At 65.1% G+C, this 15,442-nt stretch carries 13 protein-coding genes; 3 read left to right on the top strand and 10 right to left on the bottom strand.

The window, feature by feature from the left end; translation table 11 throughout:
• The first annotated feature begins 94 nt into the window (after positions 1-94).
• Positions 95-1,192 carry an iron-sulfur cluster carrier protein ApbC gene (gene apbC, locus SRAA_RS06500; protein ID WP_045531563.1) on the top strand — a complete coding sequence of 366 codons (1,098 nt, stop codon included), beginning with the start codon at positions 95-97 and terminating at the stop codon, positions 1,190-1,192.
• Here apbC and SRAA_RS06495 read toward each other — a convergent pair.
• The 6 genes from SRAA_RS06495 to SRAA_RS06470 all read right to left on the bottom strand — a co-directional run bounded on the left by SRAA_RS06495 (position 1,170) and on the right by SRAA_RS06470 (position 6,968).
• A complete protein-coding gene (locus tag SRAA_RS06495; RefSeq protein WP_082039949.1) occupies positions 1,170-2,558 on the bottom strand; it encodes an MFS transporter in 1,389 nt (462 codons plus the stop codon). The two genes, apbC and SRAA_RS06495, sit on opposite strands and share 23 nt — an antisense overlap.
• Positions 2,559-2,631: 73 nt before the next feature.
• A complete protein-coding gene (gene bamC, locus SRAA_RS06490) occupies positions 2,632-3,768 on the bottom strand; it encodes an outer membrane protein assembly factor BamC (protein ID WP_045531562.1) in 1,137 nt (378 codons plus the stop codon).
• Between the two features lie 46 nt (positions 3,769-3,814).
• On the bottom strand, positions 3,815-4,711 hold the full coding sequence (gene dapA / locus SRAA_RS06485; RefSeq protein ID WP_045531561.1) for a 4-hydroxy-tetrahydrodipicolinate synthase: 897 nt from the start codon (positions 4,709-4,711) through the stop codon (positions 3,815-3,817).
• 120 nt (positions 4,712-4,831) lie between these two features.
• Positions 4,832-5,482, bottom strand: coding sequence for a class I SAM-dependent methyltransferase (locus SRAA_RS06480; protein ID WP_045531560.1), 651 nt, complete (start codon positions 5,480-5,482; stop codon positions 4,832-4,834).
• A 2-nt stretch (positions 5,483-5,484) separates the two neighbouring features.
• The gene (locus SRAA_RS06475; protein WP_045531558.1) at positions 5,485-5,718 is read right to left on the bottom strand and encodes a hypothetical protein; all 234 of its coding nucleotides are present in this window, start codon (positions 5,716-5,718) and stop codon (positions 5,485-5,487) included.
• The gene (locus tag SRAA_RS06470; RefSeq protein WP_045533432.1) at positions 5,715-6,968 is read right to left on the bottom strand and encodes an MFS transporter; all 1,254 of its coding nucleotides are present in this window, start codon (positions 6,966-6,968) and stop codon (positions 5,715-5,717) included. The genes SRAA_RS06475 and SRAA_RS06470 overlap by 4 nt, the downstream gene beginning before the upstream one ends.
• 96 nt (positions 6,969-7,064) lie before the next feature.
• On the opposite strand from SRAA_RS06470, the gene SRAA_RS06465 reads away from it, so the two are divergent.
• Positions 7,065-9,053, top strand: coding sequence for a DNA topoisomerase IV subunit B (locus tag SRAA_RS06465; RefSeq protein WP_045531556.1), 1,989 nt, complete (start codon positions 7,065-7,067; stop codon positions 9,051-9,053).
• 320 nt (positions 9,054-9,373) lie between these two features.
• Here the strand turns inward: SRAA_RS06465 and SRAA_RS06460 are convergent, their stop codons facing one another.
• The 3 genes from SRAA_RS06460 to SRAA_RS12600 are packed head-to-tail and all read right to left on the bottom strand — an operon-like array spanning position 9,374 to position 13,240.
• Positions 9,374-10,702: an McrC family protein gene (locus SRAA_RS06460; protein ID WP_045531555.1), complete on the bottom strand. Its 1,329-nt coding sequence runs from the start codon at positions 10,700-10,702 to the stop codon at positions 9,374-9,376.
• A gap of 16 nt (positions 10,703-10,718) precedes the next feature.
• Positions 10,719-13,094 carry an McrB family protein gene (locus tag SRAA_RS12045; RefSeq protein ID WP_052467510.1) on the bottom strand — a complete coding sequence of 792 codons (2,376 nt, stop codon included), beginning with the start codon at positions 13,092-13,094 and terminating at the stop codon, positions 10,719-10,721.
• Positions 13,091-13,240, bottom strand: coding sequence for a hypothetical protein (locus SRAA_RS12600; RefSeq protein ID WP_171820228.1), 150 nt, complete (start codon positions 13,238-13,240; stop codon positions 13,091-13,093). Before SRAA_RS12600 ends, SRAA_RS12045 begins: the two co-directional genes overlap by 4 nt.
• Positions 13,241-13,470: 230 nt before the next feature.
• Between SRAA_RS12600 and SRAA_RS06450 the strand changes: the two genes are divergently transcribed.
• Positions 13,471-13,746 carry a hypothetical protein gene (locus SRAA_RS06450; RefSeq protein ID WP_144318720.1) on the top strand — a complete coding sequence of 92 codons (276 nt, stop codon included), beginning with the start codon at positions 13,471-13,473 and terminating at the stop codon, positions 13,744-13,746.
• 22 nt (positions 13,747-13,768) lie between these two features.
• Here SRAA_RS06450 and SRAA_RS06445 read toward each other — a convergent pair whose 3' ends face one another.
• Entirely contained in the window at positions 13,769-15,379 is a 1,611-nt protein-coding gene (locus SRAA_RS06445) for a Na/Pi cotransporter family protein (protein WP_045531553.1), read from the bottom strand.
• Positions 15,380-15,442: the final 63 nt, after the last annotated feature.

The following is a 15,442-nucleotide window of genomic DNA, read 5'->3' as shown; positions in this document are numbered from 1 at the left end:
GGCTGGGCGCGGATATGTGGCCCACCTTGGCGGGCCGCGCGCGCAATCGCATTAGACTCGGCAGCGACGATCAACCCCAGGTGGAATTTGAAAAATGGCTATTGAACCCCAGGCCCTGCTGCAGGCGCTGCAAACCGTGCTCGACCCGCTGACCGGACGCGATTTTGTCTCGACCAAAGCGCTCAAAAACCTGCAAATCCACGGCGCCGAGGTGTCGTTCGAGGTCGATCTGGGCTACCCGGCGCAAAGCCTGTGGCCCGAACTGGGCCAGGCGCTGCGCGGCGCCGCCCAAACGGTGGCGGGGGTGGGCCAGGTGCAGGTGCATTGGCAGACGCGCATCGTGGCGCATCAGGTGGCGGCGCCCACCGTGCCGGCGCTGGAGCAGGTGAAAAACATCGTGGCCGTGGCTTCCGGCAAAGGGGGGGTGGGCAAGAGCACCACGGCGGTCAACTTGGCCTTGGCCTTGGCCGCCGAAGGGGCCAAGGTGGGTGTGCTGGATGCCGATATCTATGGCCCAAGCGTGCCCACCATGTTGGGTTTGCAGGGTCAAAAGCCCGAAAGCCTGGACGGCAAAACCATGGAACCCCTGCTCAAGCATGGCTTGCAGGTGATGTCGATCGGTTTTTTGATCAAGCCCGACGACGCCATGATCTGGCGCGGCCCCATGGCGACCCAGGCGCTGGAGCAGCTGCTGCGCCAGTCCAACTGGCAGGCGCTGGATTACCTGATCGTCGATCTGCCGCCCGGAACCGGCGACATCCACCTGACCATGGCGCAGCGGGTGCCCCTGACGGCGGCGCTGATCGTCACCACGCCCCAAGACGTGGCCCTGCAAGACGCGCGCAAGGGCATACGCATGTTTGAAAAGGTCGGGGTGCCGATTCTGGGCCTGGTCGAGAACATGGCGATGCATGTGTGCAGCCGCTGCGGCCATGCCGAAGCGGTGTTTGGCCTCGAAGGGGGGCAGCGCCTGGCGGCCGAAATGGGCTTGCAGTGCCTGGCCACCTTGCCGCTGGCGCTGGCCATTCGCGAGCAAGCCGACCGGGGTGAGCCGATCGTGGTGGCTGCGCCCGAAGGCGAATTGGCGGCGCAATACCGCCGTTTGGCGCTGCGCACGGCAGCGGCGCTGAGCCTGCTCGGGCGCGACTACTCCAGCAAATTGGGCGCCCTCAAGGTTCAATCCCACCCTTGATTGGGCGCTGGGGTTCTGTTTTGCCGGTTTCACTGAGCGCTGGGGCCTCGGCTGGGTGGGGCTCCACCCGTTTTGGGCCTTGGCTGCGCGTTCGGGACACATCCAGGCTTCGAATGTCTTTGGACAGCAAACCCAGCAACACCAGGCAACCCCCGGTCAAGCCCATAAAAATGAACAGGCCGCGAATGCCGAGCAGTTCCCCCAAGGGCGCCGCCAGCGCCAGCCCGACCGGCGCCGCCAGCGCCACCACGGTGGTCATGAGCGACAACGCGCGCCCTTGCAGCTGATTGGGGATGGTGCTGAGCAGCAAGGTGGACAGCGGCGCGTTGCCAATGATGTAGAAAAAGCCGCTCAGCGTCCAGGCCAGCACCGCCAGCACGAACCAGTCTGGGTTGGGCAAGGCCGTGGCCGCCAGCATGAAGCACGACAAGGAAAAGCCGCCGATCACCCAACGGATGTGGCGCTTGGGCGCCACAGCGGCCACCACCAGACCGGCCAAGATCATGGCCGCCCCGGCCAGGCCCTCCATCAGCGCCACCTCGGGCGCGCCGCCGCCAAAATGGTTGCGTATCAGCAGCATCACCAGCGTGAAGGAGGGCATCACCACCATCACCACCATGGCCAGCAGGGCGTAGAGTTTGCGCAAGCCCGGAATCGACCAGACGGTCCTAAAGCCTTCCACGAAATCGCGCCGCAGGGTGTCGAAAAAGCCGTGTTCGCGCCGCTGCGCACGCCGCGGCTGGGCAATGCTGAAAATCAGCAACGGGATGATGCCCAGCACCGCGGTGAAGACGTCGATGCCGAGCGCCCAGCCGATTGGCAGCACGCTGATGGCAAAGGCCCCCAGCGGGGCGGCGGCCACCGTCATGATGCCGGTCAGGCTCTGGTTGAGGCCCACGGCACGTGGCAGAAAATGCGCGGGCACCAAATTGGCCAAGCTGGCGATGGCCGCCGGGTATTGGATGGCCTGCAGCGCGCTGCGGATGAACACCATCACAAAGATGTGCCAGATTTCGATGCGCCCGCTCAAAAAGAGCGCGATCAAAACCACCATGCACAGCGCCCCCAGGGTGTCGGCCACCACCATCAGCCAACGCCGGTTGTAGCGGTCGGCCAGCACGCCGCCGATGGGGCTGAGCAAGGCGAAGGGCAGCAGAGCCAAGATGCCCGCCGTGGCCAGCATCGAGACGCTGCCGGTGGTGTCGGTGATCCACCACAGCAGCACGAACTGCGTCATGGCCGAGCCGATGAGCGACAAGGCCTGGCCAAAAAAGATCGACCAGTAACGCAGCTTCCAATGCGGCCCGGGGTCGATGCCGGTGAGGGTGGACTCAGCTTCTGTGGCTGACTGGAGTGGGGTGGTCATGCACGAGGCGGAGGGCAGGCGGCCAAGCAGACCGCCAAAACCCGACCGGGAGCAAGGCGCAGGTGAGCGTAAATTACCTCAGATCCTCGGCCAATACCTGCACGATGCGCTGGGCCACCGCCGCAGGGGCCGGCTGGCCGGCGTGGTCGAGCACCGAGACGGTGCTGCGGTTGTCGGTGCTGCGCACCACGATGCGGTAGCGCTCGGGGGCTGCGGCCTCGGCGCGTGCGCCGCCGAAAATGCGGCCCAAGAAACCCGGTTCGGCGCGTTGCACGGTGGCGTCGGGGGCCACGAAGCGCACAAAGTAGAGGCCTTGGGCGCGGTCGCGGTCTTCCACCGTGAAGCCGGTGCGGTCCAGCGCCAGCCCGACGCGGCGCCAGGCGCGGTCGAAGCCTTCATCGAGTTGCAACACCGGCAAGTTGTTGACCGTAGCGATTCGGGCCAGCGGCTGCGCCGGGGTGGCGGCAGCCAGCAAGGCCTGCGATTGTTCCTGCGTGACACCCAGCTGCACCATGAGGCGGCGCAAAAACTCGGCTTCGAGCTCGTGGTTGGTGGGGCGCGGCTGCCACAGCGTGCCGTCGCGGCGTTCGTTGAAGAGTTCGATCATGCCGCGGTGGCTGATGAAAATTTCGGTGCCGCCGTCGGCGCGGCGCTCGAGCCGGGTGCGGAAGCGGTCGCGCTCGCCGGTGGAGTACAGGGTGTCGAACAGGCGCCCCAAGGTGGCGCGGATGATGTCTTGCGGAATCAGGGCCCGGTTTTCGGCCCAGTCGGTCTCCATCAGGCCCAGTTGCTGCTGGTCGAGGGTGAGGAAAAAGCCGTTTTCCTGCCAGAAGTCGCGGATTGGGCTCCACAGTTGCTCGGGTGGCCGGTTCACCACCAGCCAGCGCTGGTCGCCAGCGCGTTCGATGCGCACGTCACCCACTTGCACGGCTGCCGTGGGCACGGCGGCCACGCCGGGTTGAGCAGCCTGGAAACCGGCTGCCGTTACGGCCGCGCCGGGGGCTACGAAACGGCTGTCGCGCTGCAACTGGGTCAGGTCGGGTGGCACCTCGAGCGTGGCGGCTGGGCGCGCGCTGCGGTAGTCGATGCGGTCTTCTTCGAGCACCGAGCAACCGGCAACGAGCACGGCCGCGAGGCCAAGGGTGCTGGCGCGCAGGGTGCTGGCGGCAAGGGCGGTGCGGCGGGTCGGGGCGAGGAGGCTGGGTTTCATGGGTGGGCTTTGAATTCGACGACGGGGCAAGGCAGCGAGACGCAGCTTACAGCAGACCGGCCTCTTGCAGGGCATTTTCCACCAACGGGTACTTGTCGGCACTCAGTGGCGTCAGGGGCAGGCGCAAGGTTGCCCCGCAGCGGCCCAGGCGCTCCAGCGCCCATTTGACCGGGATCGGGTTGGGTTCGACGAACAACTGCTTGTGCAGCGGCAGCAAGCGCATCTGGATTTCCATGGCGCGCTGCACCTGGCCGGCGATGGCAGCCACGCACAATTCGTGCATCAGGCGCGGGGCCACGTTGGCCGTCACGCTCACGTTGCCACGGCCGCCACACAGCATCAGGGCCACGGCGGTGGGGTCGTCGCCCGAATAGACGCTGAAACCCGTCGGCGCCTGGCGGATCAGCCACTGGGCGCGCTCGATGTTGCCGCTGGCTTCCTTGATGCCAAAGATGCCGGGCAGTTCGGCCAGCCGCAGCGCGGTTTCGGGTTGCAGGTCGGCCACCGTGCGCCCGGGCACGTTGTAGAGCATGATGGGCAGGTCGCCACAGGCCTCGGCGATGGCCTTGAAGTGCTGGTACTGCCCTTCTTGGGTGGGCTTGTTGTAGTAGGGCACGACTTGCAACTGGCAGTCGGCCCCCACTTGCTGGGCGTAGCGCGCCAGCGCGATGGCTTCGGCGGTGGAGTTGGCGCCGCAGCCGGCCAAAATTGGGCGGCGTCCGGCCGACTGCTCGACCGCCACGCGGATGATCTCGCAGTGTTCCTGCACGCTCACGGTGGGCGATTCGCCGGTGGTGCCGACGACGCCGATGCAGTCGGTGCCCTGCTCGATGTGCCAGTCGATCAACTGGCGCAGGCAGGCGTAATCCACGCTGCCATCGGGGTGCATGGGGGTGACCAAGGCCACGATGCTGCCAGTGAGCGCAGTGATCGGTTTCGTCATAGGGGCTAAAGGGGTGAAATCAGGGGATCAAAGCCGCATTCTACCCAGCCTGGCGCGGCTTGGGGTCGCCTCGAGCCCCGATGGGGGATTGATCGGCCTTGAGGCCGCTGTTGAGGCCGATCAATCGGCTTGCACAAGGCCTGGATTCAAAAAAAACCGCGCCGGCTGTGCGCTGGCGCTGGGTAGGGGGCGCACGGCGCAGATGCGTTGCACGAAGCGCGCCGGTTCGGGCAGCCAGCCGTCCTCGAAAGCCAGCACCTGCAGACCTTGGCACAGGCGCAGCAACTCACCGCTTTGCAGCAAAAATTCGGGCCGCGAGGGCCGGCCGATGCGCGCCTGGCCGTGGGCAAAGGTTTCGACGATCAGCAGCGCGCCGGGTCGCAGGCTGGCCAGCAGATCGGGCCAGAGCGGGCGCCAGAGGTAGTTGGTCACCAGCACGGCGTCGAATTGCTGACCGGGCAGCGGCCAAGGCGCGTTTTCCAGGTCGGCTTGCACGGTGCGCACCCGCCCGGCCGGGGTGGGTGCCGATGTGACTGGGGCGCAGAGATCGGCCAAAGCGGCCAGCGCAGCGGGGTCGCGGTCCAGCGCCGTGATCTGGCAACCCCGCGCCGCCAGCCAGCGGCTGTGGCGCCCGTGGCCGCAGGCGAGGTCGAGCACGTGCGGGGCCGGGGCGGTCTGGCCGGTGCGGCCGGGGTCGGGCTCGGGGCCGATCAGGTGGCTCCAGCGCAGCAGCCAGTCCGAGGGGGCGGCGTGGGGGCGGTGCGGCGGCATGCTCAAAAACACAGCCAGATTTGGTTGGACAACTTGAGCAGGAAGTCGGGTTGGGTGTAGAGGTCGAAGGTGAGCAGCAACAGCGCCGCCACCGCTGCCCAAGCCAACACGCGCCCGGCCACGCCGCCCAAGACCCGGATGGCCCGGATGGCCCGGATGGCCCGGATGGCCCGGCTGGAGAGGCGGATGCGGCCAAGGTTGCCGGTCCCGCTCTGGTCTGGCAGCGTCGGGTTCATGCCGCCACCTTGACGCGCTGCGGCCCGCGCTGGATCGGTTGTTCGTTGATCGGCCAGTTCAGCGCCGCTGCCACCAGCCCCAAGCCCACGGCCAGCGCCCAGACGATGTCGTAACTGCCGGTCTGGTCGTGCAGCAGGCCGCCGAGCCAAACCCCGAGGAAGCTACCGATCTGGTGGCTAAAGAACACAAAGCCGCCCAGCATCGACAAATGCGCCACGCCAAAAATTTGTGCCACCAGCGCGTTGGTGGGTGGCACGGTCGAGAGCCACAACACCCCCATCACGGCGGCAAACAGATACACGCTCCAAGGCGTGAGCGGGGCCAGCAGAAACAGGGTGATGGCCAGCGAGCGCGCCAAATAGATGAAGGCCAAGATTTTGCGCTTGGCCAGCCGCTGCCCAAGCACCCCGGCGGCGTAGGTGCCCAGCACATTGAAGAGCCCGATCAGCGCCAGCGCGGTGCTGGCCACGTGCGGCTCCAGGTTGTGGTCTTTGAGGTAGCTCGGCAGGTGCACGCCGATGAACACCACCTGGAAGCCGCACACGAAATAGCCCGCCATCAGCAACTGAAAGCTGCGGTAGGCGCTGGCTTCGCGCAGCGCTTGCCAGATGCTTTGTTCGCGCACCGGCTGGGTTTGGCCAGCGGCAAAGCCGGGCTCGCGCAGGCCCCAGGCCAGCGGCGCGATCAACAGCACCGCAGCGGCCAAAATGAGCAGCGCTTCTTGCCAGCCAAAGGAGAGGATCAGGAAGCCCTCCACCGGCACCAGCAAAAACTGGCCGAAGGAGCCCGCCGCCGCCGCCACGCCCATGGCCCAGGAGCGGCGCTCGGCCGGTACCTGGCGGCCAATCACGCCGTAGATCACGGCAAAGGTGGTGCCAGCCTGCGCCGCGCCGATCAACACCCCGGTGGTGAGGGCGAACATGAGCGGGGTGGTCGAGAGCGCCATGCCCACCAGCCCGAGCGCGTACAGCAGCGCGCCCAGCACCAGCACCTTGAAGGCCCCGAAGCGGTCGGCCAACATGCCGGCAAAAATGCCAAACACCCCCCACGAGAGGTTTTGCACCGCCAGCGCCCAAGAAAAATGCTCGCGCGTCCAGCCCTGTGCCTCGGTGATGGGCAGCAACCAGAGCCCGAAACCGTGCCGGATGCCCATCGACAGCATGACGATGGCCGCGCCGCAGAGCAGCACCTGGGCGATAGGCAGGCTCGGCGCGTGGGCGGCGGTGGCAGGGCGTGGCGGCGCAGACATCGGGTAAATGTAACCAATTTGGCGCCGCTTTGCAGCCTTGCGCATCAAGCCAAGGGCGGAGGCAGGGAGGCGGCCGCCTCTCTACAATGCGCCTCCATGCCAGACACCCCTTCTAACGCCACCCCAACCCCAGGCGCTTACGCCGAATCCTCGATTCGCGTGCTCAAAGGGCTGGAGCCGGTGCGCCAGCGCCCTGGCATGTACACCCGCACCGACAACCCCTTGCACGTGGTGCAGGAGGTGCTCGACAACGCCGCCGACGAAGCCTTGGCCGGTTACGGCAAGCGCATCCGCCTCACCCTGCACCGCGACGGCTCGGTGAGCGTGGAAGACGAGGGGCGCGGCATCCCGCACGGGCTGCACCCGGAGGAGCAGGCCCCGGTGCTGGAGCTGGTGTTCACGCGCTTGCACGCCGGTGGCAAGTTCGACAAGGGCAGCGGCGGTGCCTACAGCTTTTCTGGCGGCCTGCACGGAGTCGGGGTGAGCGTGAGCAACGCCCTAGCCAGCCGGCTCGAAGTGAGCAGCTACCGCGCCGGCCAGGTAGCGCGCATGGTCTTTGCCGATGGGGCCGTGCTCGAACCCTTGAGCCTGCAAGCGGCCCCGGCCGGCGCGCGCAAGCAGGGCACCACGGTGCGCCTGTGGCCCGACCCCAAATATTTCGACACCGCCGCCCTGCCGCTGGCCGAGTTGCAGCACCTGCTGCGCAGCAAGGCGGTGCTGCTGCCGGGCTTGAGCGTGAGCCTAATCCAAGAAGCCAGCGGCGAAACCCTGCACTGGCAGTACCAGGGCGGCCTGCGCGACTACCTGTTGCAAAGCCTGCCCGCCGAGCCGCTGATCCCGCTCTTTGAGGGTTCGGGCTATGCCGACGCCGGGCACGAGAGCTTTGCCGAGGGCGAGGGCGCGGCCTGGGCGGTGGCCTTCACCGAAGAGGGCGCCACGCTGCGCGAGAGCTACGTCAATTTGATTCCCACCAGCGCCGGCGGTACCCACGACAGCGGCTTGCGCGACGGGCTGTACCAGGCCGTCAAGGGTTTCATCGAGCTGCACGCGCTGCTGCCCAAAGGGGTGCGGCTGCTGCCCGAAGACGTGTACGCGCGCGCCAGCTACGTGCTCTCGGCCAAGGTGCTGGACCCGCAGTTCCAGGGCCAGATCAAGGAGCGGCTCAATTCGCGCGACGCGCTGCGCCTGGTCGGCTCGGTGCTGCGGCCGGCGCTCGAGCTGTGGTTGAACCAGCACGTGGCGCACGGCAAGAAGCTGGCCGAGCTGGTGATCCGCGCCGCGCAAAACCGCCAGAAGGCGGCGCAGAAGGTGGAAAAACGCAAGGGCTCGGGGGTGGCGGTGCTGCCCGGCAAGCTCACCGACTGCGAGAGCCGCGAGCTGGCGCGCAACGAGCTGTTTTTGGTCGAGGGTGATTCGGCCGGTGGCAGCGCCAAAATGGGGCGCGACAAAGAATGCCAGGCGGTGCTGCCGCTGCGCGGCAAGGTGCTCAACACCTGGGAGGTGGAGCGCGAGCGCCTGTACGCCAACACCGAAATCCACGACATCGCGGTGGCCATCGGGGTCGATCCGCATGGGCTGGCCGATCAGGCCGATTTGAGCGGCCTGCGCTACGGCAAGGTCTGCATTTTGGCCGATGCCGACGTCGATGGCGCGCACATCCAGGTGCTGCTTTTGACGCTGTTTTTGCGCCACTTCCCGCGCCTGGTCGAGGCCGGGCACGTGTATGTGGCGCGCCCGCCGCTGTACCGCGTCGATGTGCCCGCGCGCGGCAAAAAGCCCGCCGCCAAGGCCTATGCACTGGATGAGGGCGAGCTGGAAGCGATTCTGGACAAGTGCGCCAAAGACGGGCTGGCGCGCGACAAATGCAGCATCAGCCGCTTCAAAGGCCTGGGCGAGATGAACGCCGAGCAGTTGTGGGACACCACGCTCAACCCCGACACGCGCCGCCTGCTGCCGGTGCAACTGGGAGCACTCGATTGGCTGCAGACCGAGGCGCGCATCGGCCAGTTGATGGGCAAAGGTGAGGCGGCGGCGCGCCGGGCGCTGATGGAGCGCGCGGGCGATGCGGTGGCGGTCGATTTTTGAGGGTTTTAGGTTCTGAGGTTTTCAGATTCTGAGGTCTGGACAAGTATCTGGGCGATGTCACCTTGGCTATCTGTCACATCCCGCAGGATCAGCTTGGCCGATTCAGGTTCACCATTGAAGATCAAGGTGATGGCCTCGTCCAGAAGCGTCTGCGCAAAGGGCCGGATCGCTCTGCACGCGCGCGGCTACGGTTACCTTGAAATCACGGGTCAGTACCACGTTCACTTTCCTTTCTGGGTTGATGCCTTGAGGCGCTTGTAGATCGGTCATTTCAAGGTCACCTCGTATGCAGCAGCTGATCGGTCCGGTGTCGCGCCCTGTCACTCCGACTGCAGTCCGTTGCCGACAAACAAAGCGTCGAGGCTGCCGCAGGGAGGAAGGATGAGCGCGCGCTTATCCAGGCAGAATGGCAGCACCCACAGCCGCAGGCCACTGGACTTTGGGAAGCCGAACACGGGCAACGCCTCCTCGAAGGCATCCGTTTGGGGATAGATAAGCACCACGTCGCCCTGGCCATCGAGATAACTTTGGCCATAGGCGTACAGTTGATAAAAATCGCCTTGGTCCAGTCCGTATTTGTCCGTGCCCGTGGCCTTCTTGTCGTCGAGCAGCTTCCATTTGGTGTCCAGAACCAAGCGATTCGCCGACGATTCTTGGACGAGAAGATCTGGCTTCAGGCGAAACCAGTCCTGCCCGAGATGCGTCACGAGCGAGTAGCTGCGCGCCTGCGTCTTGAGTGTGAACGGGTGCGCCAGCTGCCGCGCCAGATGCTTGGCAACGTAGGCCTCGAAAACCGCCTCCATCGGAAAAAGCAGTGAAGGCGCCCGATGACCACCCGCCCCGGTGAGTGGGGATGCATCGCCCAAGATCAGCCTCGCCCATGCCAGCGCATCAGCGTAGTGCCCCATGCCGCGATCAAGCCGAACAATGGAGAAGTCCACCGCCGGTTGTTCGGATTCGGGTACATCGGCGAACACGAAGCAAAGTTCGCGTGCGAGTTGCTGGTTTGCTTGTGATGCGGTCCACGCAAGTGCCCGCCGCAGTGCCGCGTGCAGCAACCGGTTCTCCGGGCGATTGGTAGAGAATTCGTCGAACTCCGCAAAGAACCGATCCCGCCGGCACAGGTTCTGCCGCAGGTGCGTGGCGATCTGCAGCTTGCCGTGCAGCGCGAACACGTTGTCCCGCCTAGCCGCGTAGTCACTGCGCAGCCCTTGCTTGACGATGTGCTCCACGGCGAGGAGGAACTCACCGATGAAGACTTCCAGCAAGGGCATGCGCGTGGCCACAAGCTTGGCGCTGTCGGTCTGGACGTGTCGGAACCCGCCCAGGCAGCGCAGCATCTCGATCAGCAATTGACGAGCCTGTGCATCGCCTTCGCCGTTCGCCTTGCCGACCTTTGGCAGCACTTCGATCTGAAAACCGTCCGGCGACCGAATCACGCCGACGAAACTGGTGACCTGGACGGCCCGGCGACCGCGCCGCTGTGTCAGGCGCAACCAAGCCGACGCGCCGGCCTCAGCCGCCCGCAGCGTCTGCAGTTCCAACCATTCGAATACGCCGGGAGGCACGACACGTTGACCGCCAACGTCCGGCACGCCGGATGCTGCTGCCACCAGTGCGTCGAACTCGTAGATCGTGATGCCAGCCATCAGCGCACCTCGGACGTCAGGCCAGTGCCTGGTAGATTCGGATGTAGGCCTCCGGCTGAGAGAAGGCCGAATCCTGAACGTGATAACGACGCTTCGTGGCGTAGCTGTCCAGCCCGTGGTCGTTGCCGAACAGGGCCGACAGATCCTGCTCGCGTTCCACGCTCTCGCGGATGAACTGAATCGCCTTGTCGATCTTCTGGTTGTCTGCCAGCACCAGCCGGATCTTTTGCCAATCCTCGAAGAAGTATTCCTCAAGCAGCGGCACGATGCGGTTGCGGAAGGTCGCAGCTAGCGCATTGAATCGCAAGGGACCATCCTCCACGCCTGCTAACCCGGTCAGATACGCGTGGCCGATGCCGTGGTCGCGGTCATAGAGGGCCTCGATGCGCTCGTTCATCCGCAGCAGCAGCAGACGAATGTCGATCAATCCGGCGTCCGTCGTAACCACCAGCCCGGCTAGCGGGGCACTGTCCTGATCGGCAGGGGCTTTCTCGGCACGCGTATCGGGCATCAGTGGCACGAACTCGAAGCGGCGACGCAGGGCCGTGTCAAGCAAGGCCAGTGAGCGATCCGCCGTGTTCATCGTGCCGATGATGTCCACGTTGGCAGGAACCGAGAACTTTTCGCCCGAATAGGCTAGGGTAACTTCGGCGGACGGGGCGTTGCCGTCCAGCGGGTCGCGTTTGTCGGTCTCGATCAGCGTGATCAATTCGCCGAAGATCTTGCTGATGTTGCCCCGGTTGATCTCATCAATGACCATTGCAAATCGTTGCTCGGGCGCCTGTCGCGCCTTGCGGCACAACTCCTTGAACACGCCCGGTCGCATCTCGTAGGCCACTTCGCCCGCGTCCGCCTCACCAGTCAGAACCGGCCGCAAACCCTCGACGAATTCCTCGTAGCCGTAAGACTGGTGGAACGTGACGAAGCTGTAGCGCTGGATGGCATGGGCGTCCTGCGGGCCCTGCTTGAGTTGATCGACGAGCGCAATCAGATCCGCGCAGGCTTCCTGCCAGTCTCCGGCGAACTGCCACACCGCCTCTGCGCTCTTGTCGAACACAGCGGGGCTCAGCCGCTTCTTCACCTTGACCAAGGTGGATTCGTCCACGGTGTGGCTCTGCAAGGCTCCCCACAGCGTCTGCCTCACGTTGCGGTTCGAGCCATTGGCGGCGGTGATGGCTTGGATGAATCGGTGCTCTGCGATGTCCGCCACCTTGGCCTTGCCGCCAAGGTCATAAAGGGTGGCGGCGGCACCTTCCCACCATTTCAGGACGGCGATCTTCTCTGCAATCAACTGAGTGCGCCATTCCTCGGTGGAGATTGACTTCGCCTGCTGCTCGTAGTCGCGCTTGAGCAGCCGGGTCAGCGTGTAGGTCTTGCCGGTGCCCGGCGGGCCGTAGTAGATGCGATTGACGCAGGGGGCAATCGGCTTGCTCGCCGTGATGGGGGCGGGCATGTGCACCGGCGCTGGCGTCTGTGCCGCCCCGTTACTGAGGCTGGCCGCCTCAATGGGTTCGCCTGCCAGCACTGCTAATTCCGCGAGGTCCGTGGCGAAGTATGGCTTGAGCAGCGTGGACTCGAACTCCGGCAGATCGTGCGCGCCCACCTGCCAAAAGGTCGAATTGCCCTGCGGCGACCATCCCTTGGAGTTTGCGGTGTAGCGGTCGTTGCGCTGGGCAGGCTTGAGTACACGGTAACTGCGCTGCAACCATCCATCGCCCTTGGCGCAGGGCTGGGCTTTCGACGTGAACTGCCCGATGCACTGCGGGCTGTGGCCATGACAGAGAAAGAACAGCGCGCCCACCGGTGCCTCGGCGAACTTCTTGCCTTGCTCTTTGCCGGTGTCGCGATGCATCACCGCCCAATGACCGCCCAGATACTGCTGACGCTCGGCCTCGGTGAAGGTGGGCGGGTTGCCGTGCGAGAGTTTCCAGATTGCCAGGTTTTTCTGGCTCAATGCCTCCCACACCTGCTGACCGAATTCAAGTATGCCCAGATCGGCAGGTCTTTTGGCCAGCGCTGCCTTCTGCAACGTCGCCATGCTCTGGCTCGCGGTGACACCAACGTAGACGGCCAGCAGCTCCCGCTTAAAGATGCTCACGATCACCGGCGCCTTCCGGTCTTGGTAGTGGAAGGCGATCTTCCACTTGAAGGCTTCGCCCAAGTGTTCGAATGCCTCGATGCCGTCCAAGTCGCCTCGCTCCGCCAGATCTGCCACCTGACAAACATACCCGCGCACCTTCTCAAAGGCCTCCTGCGCAGTCGCACCGAGGGACGAATACCAGCCGTGGGTGTCGGAGTAGCTCAGCTTGGCGTCGGACTTCTTGTTCTCGTGGTTCTTGCGCGAGAACACGCCGAACTTGAACGACGACCCGCCCCGGATGCTGCCCGTCACATTGAGGAGCGATTCGATCCAGTGGGTGAAGGTTTTTTTTCGCCCGCTTTGGTGTACTTATCCAGCGTCATCGTGTCAAGCCGCGTGCGCGGCCAATCGCTCAGGAATTTGTCCCACTGGGCGTATTGCTTTTGAAAATCGCTCATTTTGGCTCCTCCTTGCAGGTTCCTGAATCTGTGACATCACATCCCAAATCAGGCGGATTTCTGTTTAAATACATCGAATTACACCACGTCATTTCAGCACCCAGCGGGTATGTGCAGCCCACATGACCGATCCAGTTTAATTCACAGTCAAGCAATTACCCTAAGAGCTCAGCAGCCATGGCGGACTGGCCTTGGTAGGGCGGTGGTTCAAGCGCATCAAGCGGCCGGCCTTGCTTGACCCCAAATACCCGGTACGCAGCGGCATAGCCAACAACCACATCCTCAAGTGCTACCTAGGCCTGCTCACCTTGGGCAAGCACAACTTCGAGGCCGTCAAAGGCTTTTGTTCCCAGTGGTTTTCGCACCACGCCTTGGGCCGGCGTGCGGTGCCCTCTTGCGCCACAATGCGCCAGCGCTGGTACGCTTGGGCGGCATGCGATGATGTGCAAGGCTGCGCGCATCATCGGCCACGCTTGGGGCTGGGTGCTGGGGATATCGGGCAGTGACAGCGGCTTTTGGGGATTGGGGTCACGAATTCAGCTTGGCACCCCCGGCCCGCTGCGGCACCAGCGCCAGCTCCGGGCTGTTGAGCATGTCGTCGGCTTTCACCCACTGCTGCACCAGGCGGCGCAGGTGGCTGAGGTCGTCGAGCAGGGTGTCGGCTGCTTCGGCGCCAAGCTGCTGCGCCACCACGGCGGCCAGCAACGCGCCCTTGCCTTGCTGATAGGTGGGCTCGAAGGCCTCTAGGCTGCGTGCGGTCTCGGCACCCGGAGCGGCCAGACAATCCGCCGCGGCCGCCAGCACCGGAGCGATCAGGGCGCGCACGTTTTCTGGCCCGGTCTGGGAGGCGGCGGCCAAGGCCTGCGCCGAGGCCACCATGCGCCCGGCTTCATCGAGGTAGCGGGCGGCGCGCAGGCACAGGGTGAGCGCGTCCGAGACCTGGCGCGGCATCCGTTCGGCGCGCAGCCCGGCAATGTACTCGGTGACGGTGGCGGCCAGTTGGCGCACCGCTTCGGCTTCCTTGTCCACTGCGCGCTCGTTTTTGAGGGCCGCGCCGGCCACCGCACCCACGCCAGCGCGCAGCCGCTGCAGCTCGGCTTGCACCGCACCGAGCGCCAGTTCGGGTGATGCCGCCAAGGTGGCATCCAGGTGCTGCGGGCGCGCCAGCTCGTCTTGCTGGCTGCGAAAACGGGTTTCGAGCCAGTCCGCCAAGCGGCCGACAAAGGGCAGCAGCAGCATCACCCCCAACACATTGAAAACGGTGTGAAACAGCGCCAGTTTGGCGGCCACATTGCCCACCAGGCCGAAGAACAGGGCCAGCCCGTCCACCGTCCACAGCATCAAGGGCAAGATCAGCAACGCCACGCAGCCGGTGATCACATTGAAGCCGACGTGGCCCATGGCCAAGCGGCGCGCGGCGGCGGTGGCGTTGAGTGCAGCCAGCACGGCGGTGGTGGTGGTGCCGACGTTGGCCCCGATGATCGCGGCCGCTGCCGTGGGCAGGGTCAACAACCCACCGGCGGCGGCAGTGAGGATGAGCGCGATGGAGGCGCTGGAAGACTGGGTCAGTGTGGTGACGAGGAAACCCACTGCCAGCGCAGCGGCCCAGTGCAGGGCAAAACCGCCGCCGAGCACCTCGGCCTCAAAGCCGGCCGCCACACCCGAAAAGGCCTGTTGCAGCAGCCCTAGGCCAATGAAAAACAAGCCAAAGCCAGTCAGCGCCTCGCCCAGGCCTTGGTAGCGTTTGTTGCGCACAATCAGGCGCAGCGCCACCCCGACGGCGATGATGGGCAGCGCAAAGGCGTCGATGTCAAACCCGATGCCCACCAAGCTCACCAGCCAAGCGGTCATGGTGGTGCCGATGTTGGTGCCGAACACCACCCCCAGCGCCTGGCGCAAATTCATGAGCCCGGCGTTGACGAAGCCGATCGCCGCCACCGTGACCGCGCTGGAGGACTGCACCACCGCCGTCACCAAGATGCCCGCCCCGACGCCGCGCAGCGGAGTGGAAGTCGATTGGCTGAGCAGGCGCTTGAGGCCGCCGCCACCAAAGGTTTTGAGCCCTTCGGTCATCATCAGCATGGCCAGCAGGAACAGGGCTAGGCCGCCGGCAGCTTGCGAGAAAGTGGTGAAGTCCATGGTGGCATTATCCGCCTGTTTTTCTCAAGAATATAGCCCGGTGCGGCGAGTCTGCCTCATAGC

Origin of the sequence: Serpentinimonas raichei, assembly GCF_000828895.1 — a bacterium.
GTDB lineage: Bacteria > Pseudomonadota > Gammaproteobacteria > Burkholderiales > Burkholderiaceae_C > Serpentinimonas > Serpentinimonas raichei.
This window is presented reverse-complemented; position numbering and strand designations above follow the sequence as displayed.

What these genes read in the sequence shown, in the direction of transcription:
- apbC (WP_045531563.1), top strand. Translation starts at nt 95, where the DNA reads ATGGCTATTGAACCCCAGGCCCTGCTGCAGGCGCTGCAAACCGTGCTC.
- SRAA_RS06495 (WP_082039949.1), bottom strand. Translation starts at nt 2,558, where the DNA reads ATGACCACCCCACTCCAGTCAGCCACAGAAGCTGAGTCCACCCTCACC.
- bamC (WP_045531562.1), bottom strand. Translation starts at nt 3,768, where the DNA reads ATGAAACCCAGCCTCCTCGCCCCGACCCGCCGCACCGCCCTTGCCGCC.
- dapA (WP_045531561.1), bottom strand. Translation starts at nt 4,711, where the DNA reads ATGACGAAACCGATCACTGCGCTCACTGGCAGCATCGTGGCCTTGGTC.
- SRAA_RS06480 (WP_045531560.1), bottom strand. Translation starts at nt 5,482, where the DNA reads ATGCCGCCGCACCGCCCCCACGCCGCCCCCTCGGACTGGCTGCTGCGC.
- SRAA_RS06475 (WP_045531558.1), bottom strand. Translation starts at nt 5,718, where the DNA reads ATGAACCCGACGCTGCCAGACCAGAGCGGGACCGGCAACCTTGGCCGC.
- SRAA_RS06470 (WP_045533432.1), bottom strand. Translation starts at nt 6,968, where the DNA reads ATGTCTGCGCCGCCACGCCCTGCCACCGCCGCCCACGCGCCGAGCCTG.
- SRAA_RS06465 (WP_045531556.1), top strand. Translation starts at nt 7,065, where the DNA reads ATGCCAGACACCCCTTCTAACGCCACCCCAACCCCAGGCGCTTACGCC.
- SRAA_RS06460 (WP_045531555.1), bottom strand. Translation starts at nt 10,702, where the DNA reads ATGGCTGGCATCACGATCTACGAGTTCGACGCACTGGTGGCAGCAGCA.
- SRAA_RS12600 (WP_171820228.1), bottom strand. Translation starts at nt 13,240, where the DNA reads ATGAGCGATTTTCAAAAGCAATACGCCCAGTGGGACAAATTCCTGAGC.
- SRAA_RS06445 (WP_045531553.1), bottom strand. Translation starts at nt 15,379, where the DNA reads ATGGACTTCACCACTTTCTCGCAAGCTGCCGGCGGCCTAGCCCTGTTC.